At 64.1% G+C, this 14,705-nt stretch carries 14 protein-coding genes, 1 tRNA gene and 1 pseudogene; 6 read left to right on the top strand and 10 right to left on the bottom strand.

Features of this window, described 5'->3' with window-relative positions:
* Nucleotides 1-659, bottom strand: a 659-nt coding sequence (locus Q0J74_RS06585; RefSeq protein WP_297212444.1) for a glutamine synthetase family protein, incomplete at its 3' end; no start/stop codon positions are given.
* A gap of 320 nt (nucleotides 660-979) precedes the next feature.
* Here Q0J74_RS06585 and Q0J74_RS06580 point away from each other — a divergent pair.
* From Q0J74_RS06580 to Q0J74_RS06560, 5 genes are all read left to right on the top strand, one after another.
* Nucleotides 980-1,654, top strand: coding sequence for a response regulator transcription factor (locus tag Q0J74_RS06580; protein WP_297212441.1), 675 nt, complete (start codon nucleotides 980-982; stop codon nucleotides 1,652-1,654).
* Nucleotides 1,644-3,215: a sensor histidine kinase gene (locus tag Q0J74_RS06575; protein WP_297212439.1), complete on the top strand. Its 1,572-nt coding sequence runs from the start codon at nucleotides 1,644-1,646 to the stop codon at nucleotides 3,213-3,215. The genes Q0J74_RS06580 and Q0J74_RS06575 overlap by 11 nt, the downstream gene beginning before the upstream one ends.
* Before the next feature lie 127 nt (nucleotides 3,216-3,342).
* Nucleotides 3,343-4,164, top strand: coding sequence for an ABC transporter ATP-binding protein (locus Q0J74_RS06570; RefSeq protein ID WP_297212436.1), 822 nt, complete (start codon nucleotides 3,343-3,345; stop codon nucleotides 4,162-4,164).
* A complete protein-coding gene (locus Q0J74_RS06565) occupies nucleotides 4,067-6,535 on the top strand; it encodes a COG1361 S-layer family protein (protein ID WP_297212433.1) in 2,469 nt (822 codons plus the stop codon). Before Q0J74_RS06570 ends, Q0J74_RS06565 begins: the two co-directional genes overlap by 98 nt.
* A gap of 3 nt (nucleotides 6,536-6,538) precedes the next feature.
* Nucleotides 6,539-7,876, top strand: a complete 1,338-nt coding sequence (locus tag Q0J74_RS06560; protein WP_297212430.1) for an ABC transporter permease — start codon at nucleotides 6,539-6,541, stop codon at nucleotides 7,874-7,876.
* Nucleotides 7,877-7,932: 56 nt separating this feature from the next.
* On the opposite strand, the gene Q0J74_RS06555 is transcribed toward Q0J74_RS06560, so the two are convergent.
* From Q0J74_RS06555 to nrdR, 3 genes are all read right to left on the bottom strand, one after another.
* Entirely contained in the window at nucleotides 7,933-9,303 is a 1,371-nt protein-coding gene (locus Q0J74_RS06555) for an MATE family efflux transporter (RefSeq protein WP_297212427.1), read from the bottom strand.
* Nucleotides 9,304-9,368: 65 nt separating this feature from the next.
* A tRNA-Thr gene (locus Q0J74_RS06550) sits at nucleotides 9,369-9,443 on the bottom strand.
* A 131-nt stretch (nucleotides 9,444-9,574) separates the two neighbouring features.
* A complete protein-coding gene (nrdR, locus tag Q0J74_RS06545) occupies nucleotides 9,575-10,030 on the bottom strand; it encodes a transcriptional regulator NrdR (protein ID WP_297212424.1) in 456 nt (151 codons plus the stop codon).
* A 130-nt stretch (nucleotides 10,031-10,160) separates the two neighbouring features.
* Here nrdR and Q0J74_RS06540 point away from each other — a divergent pair, with 130 nt between their 5' ends.
* A complete protein-coding gene (locus Q0J74_RS06540) occupies nucleotides 10,161-10,301 on the top strand; it encodes a hypothetical protein (protein ID WP_297212420.1) in 141 nt (46 codons plus the stop codon).
* A 54-nt stretch (nucleotides 10,302-10,355) separates the two neighbouring features.
* Here Q0J74_RS06540 and Q0J74_RS06535 read toward each other — a convergent pair whose 3' ends face one another.
* The 6 genes and pseudogenes from Q0J74_RS06535 to Q0J74_RS06510 form a co-directional block, all read right to left on the bottom strand.
* On the bottom strand, nucleotides 10,356-11,084 hold the full coding sequence (locus tag Q0J74_RS06535) for a YebC/PmpR family DNA-binding transcriptional regulator (RefSeq protein ID WP_297212417.1): 729 nt from the start codon (nucleotides 11,082-11,084) through the stop codon (nucleotides 10,356-10,358).
* A gap of 72 nt (nucleotides 11,085-11,156) precedes the next feature.
* Nucleotides 11,157-11,954 (bottom strand): Nif3-like dinuclear metal center hexameric protein, encoded by a 798-nt coding sequence (locus Q0J74_RS06530; protein WP_297212413.1) that lies wholly within the window; start codon nucleotides 11,952-11,954, stop codon nucleotides 11,157-11,159.
* Complete coding sequence (locus Q0J74_RS06525) at nucleotides 11,942-12,655, bottom strand: tRNA (adenine(22)-N(1))-methyltransferase (protein ID WP_297212410.1); 714 nt, start codon at nucleotides 12,653-12,655, stop codon at nucleotides 11,942-11,944. The genes Q0J74_RS06530 and Q0J74_RS06525 overlap by 13 nt, the downstream gene beginning before the upstream one ends.
* A 59-nt stretch (nucleotides 12,656-12,714) precedes the next feature.
* The gene (locus tag Q0J74_RS06520; RefSeq protein ID WP_130868238.1) at nucleotides 12,715-12,921 is read right to left on the bottom strand and encodes a DUF1858 domain-containing protein; all 207 of its coding nucleotides are present in this window, start codon (nucleotides 12,919-12,921) and stop codon (nucleotides 12,715-12,717) included.
* A gap of 138 nt (nucleotides 12,922-13,059) precedes the next feature.
* Complete coding sequence (locus Q0J74_RS06515) at nucleotides 13,060-14,283, bottom strand: aspartate kinase (protein WP_297212405.1); 1,224 nt, start codon at nucleotides 14,281-14,283, stop codon at nucleotides 13,060-13,062.
* 80 nt (nucleotides 14,284-14,363) lie between these two features.
* Nucleotides 14,364-14,705: pseudogene (locus Q0J74_RS06510) on the bottom strand (homoserine dehydrogenase); the annotation flags it as partial.

Raw genomic sequence — 14,705 nt, 5'->3', positions numbered from 1 at the left:
AGGGTCTTCACCGCCAGCTTGAAGGTCATGATGTTGTCGGCGGCGTGGAGGGCCTCCTCATACTTGAAGTCGATCTCATGCTGGCCCTGGGCGCACTCGTGGTGGCTGGCCTCGATCTCAAACTTCATGGCCTCCAGGGCCATGCAGATCTCCCGCCGGGTGGACTCCCCGTGGTCCAGGGGACCCAGGTCGAAATAGCCCGCCTCGTCGTTGGTCTTGGTGGTGGGCTTGCCCTCGTCGTCGGTCTGGAAGAGGAAAAACTCCGCCTCGGGTCCCACGTTGAAGGCGTCAAAGCCCAGGTCCCTGGCCTTCTGAATGGCCCGCTTGAGCACGTAGCGGGGGTCCCCGGCGAAGGGGGAGCCGTCGGTGTTGTGTACGTCGCAGATCAGCCGGGCCACCTTGCCGTGGAGCGGCCGCCAGGGAAACACCCGGAAGGATTTCAGGTCGGGGTAGAGATACTGGTCGGACTCGTCAATCCGCACAAACCCCTCAATGGAGGAGCCGTCAAACATGCACTGGTTGTTGACCGCCTTCTCAATCTGGGAGGCGGTGATGGCCACGTTTTTCAGCTGGCCGAAAATGTCGGTGAACTGGAGGCGGATAAACTCAATGTCCTCCTCCTTCACCATGCGGATGATGTCCTCTTTGCTGTGGGCCATAGCGGCAGTCCCCTTTCTCTGTGCATACGGTTTTCCGCCTGGGCGGAAAGCAGGTACGAAGAAAGGCGCTCCGCCCGCCGGGTCGGAACGCCTTTATTCTCAACTGTTGGTGTTAGTATACGTTTTTTCCCAATGGGTGTCAAGGGCTTTTTCCTGTCCGGGGCGAAACTTTGTTGCAACAAACAGCCTGGCTTTCCGCCCGCAGGTCCCTTTTATGCAAGTTTCCGCCTCCCCGGCCGGCGCGATCGGTTTTGTTTGACGCAGGCGCCTGCACCCCCTATAATAGGGATATCCCATCTGGAAACAAGGAGGTTGCCACCATGAGCCCGTCCATTCTCATCGCCGAGGACGACAGCGACATCCGGGGCCTGCTGCGGCTCTATCTGGAGAGCGAGGGCTACCGCGTGCTGGAGGCGGACAACGGCGCCGCCGCCCTGGACCTGGCCCGGGAGCAGGCGCCGGACATGGCCATTCTGGACGTGATGATGCCCCAGCTCAACGGATATGAGCTCACCCGCGCCCTGCGGAAGTTCAGCGATATCCCCATTCTCATCCTCTCCGCCAAAAGCCAGGACAGCGACAAGATCCTGGGCCTCAATCTGGGGGCCGACGACTACATTGCCAAGCCCTTCAACCCGGTGGAGATTGTGGCCCGGGTGAAGGCCCAGCTCCGCCGGGCCGCCAGAGAGAGCGCCACCGTCCTGACGGTACAGGACCTGACCCTGGACACCGCCTCCTTCCAGCTGACCAAGCGGGGACGGTCCGTGGTGCTCACACCCATGGAGTACAAGATCCTGGCCCTGCTCATGCGCTCTCCCGGGCGGATCTTTACCAAGATCCAGCTGTACGAGGGGGCGGTGGGTCCCTACTTCGAGGGGGACGACAACACCATGATGGTACACATCTCCAAGCTCCGGGAGAAGATTGAGGACGATCCCCGGGAACCCCGCTACATCATCACTGTGAGAGGACTGGGATACAAGATTGAAAAATAAAGCCCCATCCGGCACCCTCTTCGGTCTGCTGGTGCGCAGCTACCTGCTGTTTACCCTGACCCTGCTGCTCATCGCGGCGGGGCTGTTCTGGCTGTGGAACACCGGCTTGAACCGGGCGATTCAGCCCGCGGACTGGGACGGGCTGCTCCGGGACCCGGCCCTGGAGGCCGGCCGCTACGGGGAGCTGGAGCGCTATCTCAGGCCCGGCCAGGGTTCCTTTGCTGTGTACGACGGGACGGGAACGCAGCTCTACGCCTCGGACCGGGGATTCGACCGCTCCTACACCCCCGGGGAGCTGGCCTGCGTCCCCAGCTACGAGGCGGCCTGTATCATCGACGTCTACGACAAGACCCAGGAGGATGGCACGCTGCGTCACCTGCTGATAAAAACCTGCTATGCCGACGGTGCCGACGACACCTCGCCGGAACTTATGGTGCTGAACGAGTCCCTCCAGGTCGTCTTCGGCGGGCTGGGCGACGGGCGCACCGCCTACACCCGGCGGGAATACCAGCTGCTCACCTCCGGGGTGCTGTTCCGCGCCAGCTTCCCCTTGGCAGACGGGCAGGATGGTACCGTGCTGCTGCGCATCCCCAGCGTCAGCGGGGAGTCGTATGTCGCCGCCTATCAGCGCTCCTGGCGGGTCTGGCTGCTCTTCCTCCCCCTCTATCTGTTGGCCACCGCCCTGTTCATCTGGCGGCTGCGGCGGAAGATCGACCGCCCCCTCCGCCGGCTGAACGACGCGGTGGCGGCCCAGGCGGAAAACAGGCCGGCCCGGGTGGGCGACTGCGGCGGTCCCAGGGAGATCCGCTGCATCGGGGAGAGCTTTGACCGGTTTGCCGACCGGCTGGCGGAGAGCGAGGCCCAGCGGCGGCAGCTGGATCAGGACCGGCAAAAGCTCATCGCCGACATCTCCCACGATTTGAAAACCCCCATCACCGTCATCGCCGGATACATCGACGCCATCTGCGACGGCAAGGTACCCCCCCAGGAGCAGGAGCGCTACCTCCGGGCCATCCAGGGAAAGGCGGAGGCCCTTACCGAGCTGGTCAACGCCTTCCACGAGTACAGCAAGGTGGAGCACCCGGAATTTGTCCTCCACCCGGAGCACACCGATCTGTGCGAGTTTCTGCGGGAGTATCTGGCGGGCAAATACGAGGAAATCGACCTGGCCGGCTTCTCCCTGGAGGTCTCCATTCCCGAGCGGCCGGTGTGCTGCCTGCTGGACCCCATGCAGTTCCGCCGGGTGCTGGACAACCTGCTGTCCAACGCCCTGCGGCACAACCGGCTGGGTACCGTGCTCTATTTCAGCGTGAGCAGCACCCCCCGGACCGCCCTGCTGCGGATGGGGGACAACGGCGGCGGCATTCCGCCGGAGCTGGCCAGGCACATCTTTGACCCATTTGTAGTGGGCAGCGAGGCCCGCTCCGGCAGGGGCAGCGGCCTGGGCCTGTCCATCACCCGGCGGATCATGGAAAAGCACGGCGGCACCATCTCCCTCAACCCCCACCCCGCGCCGGGGTGCAGCACGGAATTCCTCCTGGAGCTGCCCCTGGACCCCTGAGCGCCAGCCCCGGACCCGTCCCCCCGGACGGTCCGGGGCTTTCTTTTTCCTTTACGAACCTTTAGCTTCCCCACAGGGCAAATGAAGCTTGACCGGATATGATACCCGCAGAAAGGAGGCCGAGCCGATGAATCCGCCCAACGCCCGCAGCCGGCCCATCATTGAAGTGAACAACGTCCGCAAGGAGTACCCCGTGGGAGACGAGACGGTGGTGGCTCTCAAGGGCATCAGTCTGGAGGTGATGCGGGGAGAGATCTGCTGTATCTTCGGCACCTCCGGCTCCGGCAAGTCCACCCTGCTCAACCAGCTGGCTGGGATGGAGAAGCCCACCCGAGGGGAGGTGCGCATCGGCGGGGTCCCCATCTCCCGCCTGAACGAGCGGCAGCTGGCCGGCTTCCGTCAGCGGCATCTGGGCTTTGTCTTTCAGTCCTACAACCTGCTGCCCAATCTCACCGCCACGGAAAACGTGGCCATGCCCCTGCTGTTCCGGGGGGTACCAAAGGCCCAGCGGGAGGCCGCCGCCCGGAAGCTGCTGTGCAGGGTGGGGCTGTCCCACCGGCTGGACCACTTCCCCCGGCAGATGTCCGGCGGACAGCAGCAGCGGGCGGGCATTGCCCGGGCCTTTATCGCCCGGCCGGACGTGGTCTTTGCCGACGAGCCCACGGGAAACCTGGACTCCAAAACCACCCTGGAGATCATGGACATGATCTGCTCCTTCGCCCGGGACTTTCACCAGACCATCATCCTGGTCACCCACGACCCGGAGATGGCCGCCTACGCCCACAGAATCGTCACCCTCATCGACGGGGAGATTGTCCGCAATCAAGTAAATCATAAGGAGAATGCACGCCATGGTACATCGCCCTTTCCACAGAGTTCTGTCCCTTCTGCTCCTCCTGGCCTTGCTGACGGCGGCCCTGCCCGCCGCGCTGGGGGCGGAGAGCGGTAACCTCTATGTCACCGGATACACCCTCACCAACAGCTCCGGCGCCCTGCTGACCAGCGTCCGCAAGGGGGACAAGGTGGATATCACCGTGTCCGTCAAGGATACCGGCCCCGCCGGTACCGATGTGGGAACCCTGGACATCACCAAGCTGGAGGACAGCTTTAACGGCGATGCCGCCTCGGTGGAGCGCACTTCCCAGGAGGGCAAACCTCTCATCTACGCCGTCAAGCTCACGGGTCTGACCTACAAGGGGGTGGGGCAGAGCCTGCGCCTCCAGGTGGGTGTCCCCGGCGACCCGGCCTCCTACCAGACCCTGGAGCTCACCATCACCGAAGCGGTGGTCTACGACCCCTCCCCCGCCCTGCCCGAGCTGCCCACCGTGCAGGACCCCGCCCCGGCGCCCATGGTGCTCATCTCCCGCAGCGACATGGAAAAGCCCCTGGAGGCAGGGCAGGAGCTCACCCTCACCCTCTCCTTCCGCAACCTGAGCAACACCGCTCTCAAATCGCCGGTGGCCACCCTCACCCCCTCCGACGGCCTCACCCTCACCGGCGGGTCGGCCTCCTTCGCCATGGACGACATCGGTGGGAAAAAGACCGGCACCATCCGGGTGAAGCTCAAGGCCAACAGCACCATCCCCTCCCCTGCCCAGTCCCTGGGGGTGGAACTGAAGTTCAACTACTTCAACAACATCGCCCTCACCCAGGGCTCGGTGAGCGACAAGGTGTCCATCCCCGCCCTGGGCCGGGAGAGCGTCCCCCAGCCGGTGGTGCTGGTCACCCGCGCCCCCATGGCCGGACCCATCGCCCCCGGCGGCACGGCGGAGATCACCATCCAGATTCAAAACGCCGGTTCCACCAGGCTGGTCAAGCCGGTGATGAGCGTCACCCCCTCCGAGGCCCTGGTGGTGACCAACGACGCCGCCACCTTCCTGCTGAACGACCTTGAGCCGGGCAAAACCGCCTCCGTCCAGGTGCAGGTCACGGCCCTGAAAAGCCTCTCCTCCACCACCCAGTTTCTGAGCACCGAGCTGAAGTACAGCTACGACAACGGCGGCATGCTCACCCAGGCCACCGCCTCGGACAAGGTGATTCTGCCCGCCCAGGCCCGGGAGAGCATCCCCCAGCCGGCGGTGCTGGTCACCCGCTCGGTGCTGGACCGGCCGCTGGGTCCCGGCGAAACCGTCTCCCTCACCCTGACCTTTCAAAACGCGGGGCGGGCCAAGCTGCTCTCCCCCGTGGCCTCGGTCACCCCCTCCGACGCCCTCACCATCACCAACGACGCCTCCTCCTTCCTGCTGAGCGACATTGAGCCGGGCGGCAGCGCCGCGGTCACCGTAAAGGTGAAGGCGGCCCAGGAGGCGAGCAGCGCCACCCAGTCCCTGAGCACCGAACTGAAATACAGCTACGACAACGGGGAGACCATCACCCAGGCCACCGCCACCGACCGGGTCAACCTCACCGTCACTCTCCCGGGCAAGGGGGACCAGTCCATCCCCAATCTGGTAATCCGCAGCTTTGCCTACGGCGGGGAGTCGGTGGCCGCCGGGTCCAAATTCCCCCTGTCCTTCACCTTCGAGAACACCGGCACCGTCAAGGTGGAAAACGTGGTGGTCACGGTGGACGGCGGGGAGACCTTCGCCATGGACGGCACCACCAATACCTATTTTTACCGCGCCCTGGCCGCCGGGGGCAGCCAGAGCCAGCAGATCCCCATGCGGGCGGTATCCACCGGCAAGACCGGCGCCCAGAGCGTGGGCCTCTCCTTCAAGTATGAATTTACCGACGGGGAGAAGCGGACCCAGGCCACCTCCGACGTCAAGCTGTCCATCCCCGTCTACCAGCCCGACCGCTTCCAGATCAACTCCCCCACCGTCCCCGAGTACGCCACGGTGGGCGAGGAGGTGGAGCTCACCCTCTCCTACGTCAACAAGGGCAAGGACGACATCGCCAACCTGGAGGCCACCGTGATAGGCGAAGATGTGGATACGCCGGCCCGCACCCAGTACCTGGGCAACGTCACCGCCGGCACCAACGGCAACGTGGGCTTCGCCCTGACTCCCAATACCGCCGGTGAGCTCAATGTCACGCTGAAAATCTCCTACGAAAACGCCGACCAGCAGGTGCTGACCAAGGAATTCCCCATCAAGCTGACGGCGGAGGAGTACGTTCCCCCCGCAGAGGAGGGAGAGGAATTTGCGGAGGGCGGTTCCGGCCCCTCCATCCCCTGGCCGCCCATTCTGCTGGGGGCCGGCGGCGCCGCGGCGGCGGCGCTGACCGCAGTCCTTGTGAAAAAGAAAAAGGCGGCCCGGGCTGCCGGGGATCACACGGCCTGGGACACCTGGGACGACGGCCCGGACGGCGGGGAGGGATAAGCCGTGCAGAAAAAGGATTTGCTGCGCATCTGCCTGCAAAACCTGATGCGCCGCCGCTCCCGCACCTTTCTGACGGTGCTGGGGGTGCTCATCGGCTGCTGCTCCATCGTCATCATGGTCTCCCTGGGCATCGGCATGAAGGAGTCCCAGGACAAGCTGCTGGCGGAGATGGGGGATCTGACCATCATCACCGTCAGCGCCCCCCAGCGGGGCAAGGGCAAGGTCAAGCTGGACGAGCCGCTGGTCAAGCGGCTGCGCAATCTGGAGGGCGTGGTGGGGGTCTCCCCCAAGCAGAGCCTGGAGGTGGATTCCATCCGCATCCTGGCCGGCGCCAGCAAGCGCTACATCGCGGAGTGGAGCTCGGTGGTGGGCATGGACACCGGTGAGATAGGGCGGCTGGGCTACCAAATCGTTGCCGGCGCACCGGCCAAGGGGGACGGACAGGTGGTGGCCGGTGAATTTCTGGCCTACAGCTTCAAGGACACCCTCCGGCCGGAGGGCCGCAACATGATTGACCGCTGGACCGGGGAGATCGACAGCAGCGGCCGGCCCGTGGACCTGCCGCCCCCCTACCTGGACCCCATGAAAAGCCCCCTTGTCCTGGAGGTCACCACCCAGGCCGGCACCTTTTCCTTCCCCATCACAGTCTCCGGGGTGGTGAAGGAGGACTACTCCAAGGGCTACGAAACCTCCGAGGGACTCATCATGAGCCTCTCCGACCTGCGGAAGCTGCTGGACAAGGTCCAGGGCGCTGCAAAGAAAAAGCTGCCCTATGATTCGGTGCTGGTCAAGGTGGCCTCCATTGACCGGGTGGCCGATGTGGAGCAGCAGATCAAGACCATGGGCTACGCCACCGAATCCATGGAGAGCATCCGCAAGCCCATGGAGAAGGAGGCCCGGCAGAAGCAGATGATGCTGGGGGGCCTGGGGGCCATCTCCCTGTTCGTGGCCGCTCTGGGCATCACCAACACCATGATTATGTCCATCTCCGAGCGCACCCGGGAGATCGGCATCATGAAGGCCCTGGGCTGCTACGTCACCGACGTGCGGGTGATGTTCCTGGCGGAGGCGGGGGCCATCGGACTGATCGGCGGGGTGATCGGCTGCGTTGTCAGCTCTGTCGCCTCGGTGGTCATCAACCTGGTGTCCATAGGCCTGTCGCCGGAGAATCTCCCCGCCGCCCTCCTGGGCGGGGAGGGCGTCAACCGGGTGTCGGTCATTCCCCCCTGGCTGCTCCTCTTCGCCATCCTCTTTTCGGTGCTCATCGGCCTGGGTTCCGGCTACTATCCCGCCAACAAGGCGGTGGGCATCCCCGCTCTGGAGGCCATCAAAAGCGAATAAAGACCGTCAAAAGGCTGTCGGAAAAGTGTTTACCACTTTTCCGACAGCCTCGCTTTTTAAAACCTGGGCCGGAACCGATGATAGATCCAGAAGGACAGGGCCACGTTCAGGGCATCCGCAGTGACCTGCGCCCAGACCAGGCCGTACATGCCGAAGAGTCTGTTGAGCAGGAATAGCATGGGGATGTTGAGGACCAGCCACCGGGTCATCCCCAGGAAAAGGGAGATCTGCCCCTTCCCGAAGGCCTGGAACAGGTAGACGGTGAAAAAGCTCAAAAACATCAGCGGGGTGGCCAGCACCCGGATCTGGAGAAAGCGGGCGGCCATCTCCAGGGTCTGGGGGTCAGAGAGGAACAGGCCGGTCAGCTGGCGGGCGAACAGCTCATACAGGACCACGCTGACAGCGGCAATCACCAATCCCAGGGTGCGGGCCAGCCGGATGGTGCCGTCGGTCCGCTGCCGGTTTCCCGCCGCGCAGTTGTACGCCACCAGAGGCAGCATCCCCTGGCAGATGCCCACTCCCACATTCAGGGGAAAGCGCTCCACCTTCAGCACAACGCCCACCGCCGCCAGGGCCAGGTCGCCGTAGGAGACCATCAGCTTGTCGATGATCACATAGTCCAGATCAAAGAGGAAGGTGGCCACAGCCGATGGGATACCCACGGCGAACACCGCCGCCATACTCTGCCGCCGGGGCAGGCCCACCCCGGGGTGGAAGGTGATGACGCAGCCCCGCCCCATTCTGGCGAGTACCAGCAGGAAAAACAGACAGCCCAGGCAGTTGGACAGGCAGGTGGCGATCCCCGCCCCCAGCACCTCCAGCCCGTCCGGCATGAGCACAAACATGAAAAGGGGGTCCAGGGCGATGTTCAGCACGCCCCCCAGAATGATGCCGATCCCCGCCTCTCTGGAGCGGCCGATGCTCCGGAACAGATTGGCCAGCACATTGGAGAGCACGGTGGGGATGCCGCCGGTGACAATGACGCACAGGGCGTACTGCCTGGCATAGACGCAGGTGTTCTCCCCCGCCCCCAGCAGGCCCAGCACAGGCTCCATAAACAGCCCCATCCCCAGGGCGAACAGGGCGGCGATCAGTCCGCCCAGATAGAGGGAGAAGGTACCCACCCGCCTGGCCTCCTCCTCCCTGTCCTGGCCCAGCAGCCGGGAGATCAGCGCCCCACCGCCGATCCCCGCCAGCCCCGCCAGGCAGAGGGTGATGTTGAACACCGGCAGAATCAGAGAGGTGGCGGCCACCATGTAGGGGTTGTGGGTCTGCCCCACATAAAAGGTGTCCGCCATGTTGTAGATCAGCACGATCAGCTGACTGGTGATGGCGGGAACCACCATCACCCGCAGCGCCTCCGGCACCGGCAAACTCCGAAACACATCCTCCCGGGAGGTTTTCTTCAGCTCTTCCATTTCTCTCATCCAGCTTTCCCGTTCTCCCGCGCAAACAGCAAAAATCCCCGAAAACCGCAGTTTTCAGGGATTTTTGGAGCTAGTGGTGGGAATCGAACCCACGGCCTGCTCATTACGAGTGAGCTGCTCTACCTCTGAGCCACACTAGCAATTCACAAGGCATCCGTCATAGGCGCGGTTATTATGATACTATATTTCAGGCTTCTTGTCAATCATTTCATACCGCCCCCCTGCAAGGGCGGCCCGGCGGGTCCGGTCCCCTTGCAGAGGGGGCATCTCCTCACTTTTCCTCCAGCAGCTTGTTCAGCTCCGCCATAAAGGTGCTGATATCCTTGAACTGCCGGTAGACGGAGGCGAAGCGGACATAGGCCACCTCGTCCACCCCCTTCAGGCGGTCCATCACCAGCTCCCCGATCTTGGCGGAGGGAATCTCCCGCTCCATGTTGTTCTGCAGAGTCTGCTCAATCTCGTTGGCAATGCCCTCCAGGGTGCCGAAGGAGACGGGGCGCTTTTCACAGGCGCGGATCATGCCGTTGAGCAGCTTGGTCTTGTCAAAGCTCTGGCGGCTGCCGTCCTTCTTGATCACCATGAGAGGCAGGCTCTCCATCGTCTCGTAGGTGGTAAACCGCCTGTGGCATGCCAGGCACTCCCGCCGGCGGCGGATGCTGGCACCCTCGTCCGAGGGGCGGGAATCTACTACCTTGCTCTCCGGGTTGGCACAGTAAGGGCATCTCATGGTCGGCCGCCTCCCTTGTACAGATTTGCTCAGATTATACCACACAAGCGCAGAATATGGTATCCCCGCAGCAGAAAAAATTCCCGTATATTTCCCGGATTCCAGGGCAGACTGAGAGGGCGAAAGCGAGGTGAGCGTGATGCAGAACCAGGGTAAGGAGCAGAACAACGGCTCCAGAAACCAGAAGGTCCAGCCCCGGACGGAGCCTCAGACCAACCCGCACGCCAAAAAGAAGGACCAGAATCAGAACGGCCGGAGCCTGGAGCTCTGAGCATAAAAGGGCGCCCGCCTGTCATCGTCACAGGCGGGCGCCCTTTTTTCCTTCTCAGCCCTGATCCCAGTTGTGCCAGACGTTCTGCACGTCGTCGTTGTCCTCCAGCAGGTCGATGAGCTTCTCCATGTTCTTGATGTCTTCCTCCTGCTCCAGCTTGACGTAGTTCTGGGGTACCATCTCCACCGCAGCCTGGACAAAGGTGTAACCCTTCTCCTCCAGGGCGGCCAGCACGGTGCCGAAGGAGTCGGGGTCGGTGTATACCTCAAACACCTCGTCCTCCACCTGCATGTCGTCGGCGCCGCAGTCCAGGGCGTCCATCATCACGGTGTCCTCGTCCAGATCTTCCTTCTCAATCACGATGACGCCCTTCCGGTCAAAGGACCAGGACACACAGCCGGTGGCGCCCAGACCCTTGCCGTACTTGTCCAGCAGATGGCGCACCTCGGGGGCGGTGCGGTTGCGGTTGTCGGTGAGGGCGTCCACAATGACGGCCACGCCGGAGGGGCCGTAGCCCTCGTAGGTCACGTTCTCATAGGCGTCGGCATTGCCGGAACCCAGGGCCTTGTCAATGGTGCGCTTGATGTTGTCGTTGGGCATGTTGGCCGCCTTGGCCTTGGCAATGACGGTGGCCAGGCGGGAGTTGTTGTTGGGGTCGCCGCTGCCGCCGGTCTTGACGGCCACGATCATCTCCCGGGCGATCTTGGTGAATATCTGAGAGCGCTTGGCGTCCGCCGCGCCCTTGGTCTTCTGGATGTTATGCCACTTGGAATGTCCTGACATAGTTTCTCGTTCCCTTCCTCGTCGAAAATCAGCGCAACCAGTTTACCACGTTTGCCGCCGCTTGACAACCCCTCACAGGTAGGAAAACACCTCTTTATGCCGCCGGGTGACCAGCACCTCCACCCTGGGAAAGCCGGAGGAGAGCCATTTGGCCAGCACCGGCACCACCACCTGCTCGGTGGGGTAGTGGCCGGCGTCGATGAGGTTGAGTCCCAGGGCCTTGGCGTCCAGAAAGCCGTTGTACTTCACATCCGCTGTCACAAAGGTGTCGCACCCCATGGCCAGGGCGTCCTTCAGCAGGTCGGCACAGGCGCCGCCCCCCACCGCCACCCGGCGCACCGGGCGGCGGGCGTCCACATAGCGCACGCCGTTGGCCCCCAGGGCCTGCTTCACGAAGGCGGCAAAGGCGGGGGCGTACATGGGGACTCCGGCGGTATTGCCCACCCGGCCAATGCCGTAGGGCCGGCCGGAGGCGTCCACCCCGTCCTGCTTGAGCTGCTCAATCTGGGTGAGCTTCAGCTTCTGGGCCAGGGCGTCGTTCACGCCGCCCCACACCGCATCCAGGTTGGTGTGGGCGCAGACGGCGGCAATCCGGTGCTCCGCCAGGGCCAGCAGGGTCCGCCCGGTGGGGTCGCCGTCGGTGACGGACTTGGCGGGGAAGAAAATCACCGGGTGGTGGGAGACGATGAGCTGGCACCCCAGCTCCGCCGCCTCCGCCGCCACCTCTTCGGTGATATCCAGGCTCACCAGCAGCCGCTCCACCTGCCCGTCTCCCCTGCCCACCAGAAAGCCGGCGTTGTCAAAGTCCAGCTGGAGGGAAAAGGGCGCCAGAGTGTCCAGATACTGATAAATCTCTCTTACCGTTGCCATGATGACCACTCCTCCTTCAGTCGGAGCAGATCCCCGTAAACCTGCTCCAGTTCCAACCGCCGGGCGCTGTCGGACGCCCGGGTGGAGCGCCGCAGACCCGCCAGCGCCCGGCCGGCCTGCTCCGCCAGCCGGTCCAGATAGGCCCCCCGCAGGGGGGCCTCCTCCCCCGCCCACTGCCGGCCCGCCCACTGCTCTCCGGGCGTCAGCGGCGCCATCCGGCCTTCGCTCACCTGGAAGGCGACATAAATCGTCTCTCCCTCCCGGCTCAGCACCTCCCGCCGGATGGCGTAGCCGTTGGCCTGGAGCCAGCGGCGCAGCTCCGGCTGGGCGCTCATGGGCTGGAGCAGCAGCTGCTTTCCCCCGGTCCGGGTCCAGGGGGCGGCGGACAGGATGGCGGCGATGGTCTCTCCGCCCATACCCGCCACGGCGATCACATCCGCCTCATCCGGGCGGATGCCGGCCAGCCCGTCGCACAGCCGGAAGCTCATCCGCCCGGCCAGACCGTACTTTTCCGCCGTCAGCCTGGCCCGCGCCAGAGGGCCGGCCCGGAGATCGGCGGCAATGGCCCGGTCAATCACGCCGCCCAGCATCAGCCACGCCGGCAGATAGGCGTGGTCCGTACCGACGTCGGCCAGCCGCGCCCCCCACGGCACCAGTTCCGCCACCGACCGCAGCCGGGGGGAGAGTTCCAACCGCCCCACCACTGTCACCTCCTGATAAAAAAGGAGCGGACATCCCGCTCCTTTTTTGGTTTGCCTTTTTACTGGGCGGCGCCCACGCTGGCGTTGATCTTGGCCAGCAGCTCGTTCACATCCACACCGTGGACCATGCAGGCCTCCTCCACGGTCTCCCCCCGGGAGGAGGGGCAGCCCAGGCAGTGCATGCCGATGGACAGGAAGATGGGGGCGGTCTCAGGGGCGATGTCCAGAATATCGCCGATGATGGTATCTTTGGTAATCTGAGCCATGGGGTAATACCTCCAAATTTCTAGGATATCGGTAGTATAGCCCATTTTCCGCCGTTTGGCAAGAGATTGTTGCAATTTCTCCAAAAAGGAGGAGGGGGACCGGCGCCCCCCTCCTTCTCCTCCCGCCTGCGGCGGGCCTCAGTTGCCGTTGAACTCGTGGAAGAACCGGTCGTGGATGACCTGCACCGCCCGGTCGGCCTCGGGCAGGTCCACCAGGACGGAGACCTTGATCTCGCTGGTGGAGATCATGTTGATGTTGATGCCGGCGTTGTACAGGGCCTCAAACATCTTGGCCGCCACGCCGGGATTGTGTACCATACCAGCGCCCACAATGGACACCTTGGCGATGGAGTCGCTCACGTCGATGTGGTCAAAGCCCAGGGCGGCCCTGTGCTCCTCCAGCACGCCCTTGGCCCGGTCCGTGTCCTGCTTGCCCACGGTGAAGCTGATGTCCTTGGTGTTGTGGCGGCCGATGGACTGGAGGATGATGTCCACATTCACATTTTCCTTGGCCAGCAGTGAGAAGATTTTAAAGGCGATGCCCGGCTCGTCGGGCAGGCCCACCACAGCCAGGCGGGCCACATTCTTATCGCAGGCTACCCCGCTGATGTGCATTTTTTCCATGGTCTTCGCAACCTCCTTGACTTTCGTACCCGGTCTGCCGGAAAAGCTGGAGAGCACCTCCAGACTGATGCCGTAGCGCTTGGCCATTTCCACCGAACGGTTGTGGAGCACCTGGGCGCCCAGGGTGGCCAGCTCCAGCATCTCGTCATAGGTGATCTCCTCCAGCTGGAAGGCGCCCGCCACCGTGCGGGGATCGGCGGTAAACACCCCGTCCACATCGGTGTAGATCTGGCACAAATCGGCGTGGAGCACGGCGGCCAGCGCCACCGCCGAGGTGTCCGAGCCGCCCCGGCCCAGGGTGGTAATGTCGTCATACTTGTTGATGCCCTGGAAGCCGGTGACGATGACGATGGCCTTTTTATCCAGCTCGGCCAGCACCCGCTCGGTGTTCACCCGCTTGATCCGGGCGTCCCCATAGGCGGAGTTGGTGCGGAAGCCCGCCTGCCAGCCGGTGAGGGAGACCACCGGATAGCCCATGGCCTCGATGGCCATGGCGCACAGAGAGCAGGAAATCTGCTCGCCGGTGGACAGGAGCATATCCATCTCCCGCTTGGAGGCGTTGGGATTGATCTCCGCCGCCTTGGCGATCAAATCGTCGGTGGTGTCTCCCTGGGCGGAGAGCACCGCCACCACGCTGTGGCCCCGGCGATAGGTCTCGGTAATGATGCGGGCTACGTTACGGATGCGGTCCGCGTCCGCGACGGAGCTGCCGCCGAATTTCTGCACAATGAGTCCCATTGGTGTTTGTACCCCCTAAATCGTAGGAAAATCTAGCCTGCCGCCCGCTGTGTCATCCTATGCGGCGGCGGCGGAGCCGGTCAATCCAGTGCCCGGAAAACCGAGCAGGCCTTGAGTCCGGCCAGCCGCCCATCCAAGGCGGCGCGGGTCACGGGCTCGGTAATCAGGGCAAACTCCCCCTCCGGGGCCCCCGCCCGGGCCAGCAGCGTCCGGTCGGGGAAGGCGGCGCGCACCTGCTCCCCCGTTCCCTCCGCCCGGACATACCAGGCGCTCTCCAGGTCCGCCGGGGAGACCGTCACGTCCTCCCCGCCTTCCGCCCAGAACATCCGCTTCTTCTCGTCCCGGTGCTTGGCCGCGTCGATCACGTCGGCCACCACCGCCGAGGCGGTGGGCAGCTTGCCGGCACCCCGGCCGTAGAACAT

This window comes from uncultured Flavonifractor sp., assembly GCF_944387675.1.
Lineage (GTDB): Bacteria > Bacillota > Clostridia > Oscillospirales > Oscillospiraceae > Flavonifractor.
Note: the sequence above shows the minus strand (reverse complement) of the source record. Positions and strands in the feature narration are given on the sequence as shown.

Bases quoted from the DNA above. Each gene is read 5' to 3' on its own strand.
- Q0J74_RS06580 (WP_297212441.1), top strand. From the start codon at position 980: ATGAGCCCGTCCATTCTCATCGCCGAGGACGACAGCGACATCCGGGGC.
- Q0J74_RS06570 (WP_297212436.1), top strand. From the start codon at position 3,343: ATGAATCCGCCCAACGCCCGCAGCCGGCCCATCATTGAAGTGAACAAC.
- Q0J74_RS06565 (WP_297212433.1), top strand. From the start codon at position 4,067: ATGGTACATCGCCCTTTCCACAGAGTTCTGTCCCTTCTGCTCCTCCTG.
- Q0J74_RS06555 (WP_297212427.1), bottom strand. From the start codon at position 9,303: ATGAGAGAAATGGAAGAGCTGAAGAAAACCTCCCGGGAGGATGTGTTT.
- nrdR (WP_297212424.1), bottom strand. From the start codon at position 10,030: ATGAGATGCCCTTACTGTGCCAACCCGGAGAGCAAGGTAGTAGATTCC.
- Q0J74_RS06535 (WP_297212417.1), bottom strand. From the start codon at position 11,084: ATGTCAGGACATTCCAAGTGGCATAACATCCAGAAGACCAAGGGCGCG.
- Q0J74_RS06530 (WP_297212413.1), bottom strand. From the start codon at position 11,954: ATGGCAACGGTAAGAGAGATTTATCAGTATCTGGACACTCTGGCGCCC.
- Q0J74_RS06520 (WP_130868238.1), bottom strand. From the start codon at position 12,921: ATGGCTCAGATTACCAAAGATACCATCATCGGCGATATTCTGGACATC.
- Q0J74_RS06515 (WP_297212405.1), bottom strand. From the start codon at position 14,283: ATGGGACTCATTGTGCAGAAATTCGGCGGCAGCTCCGTCGCGGACGCG.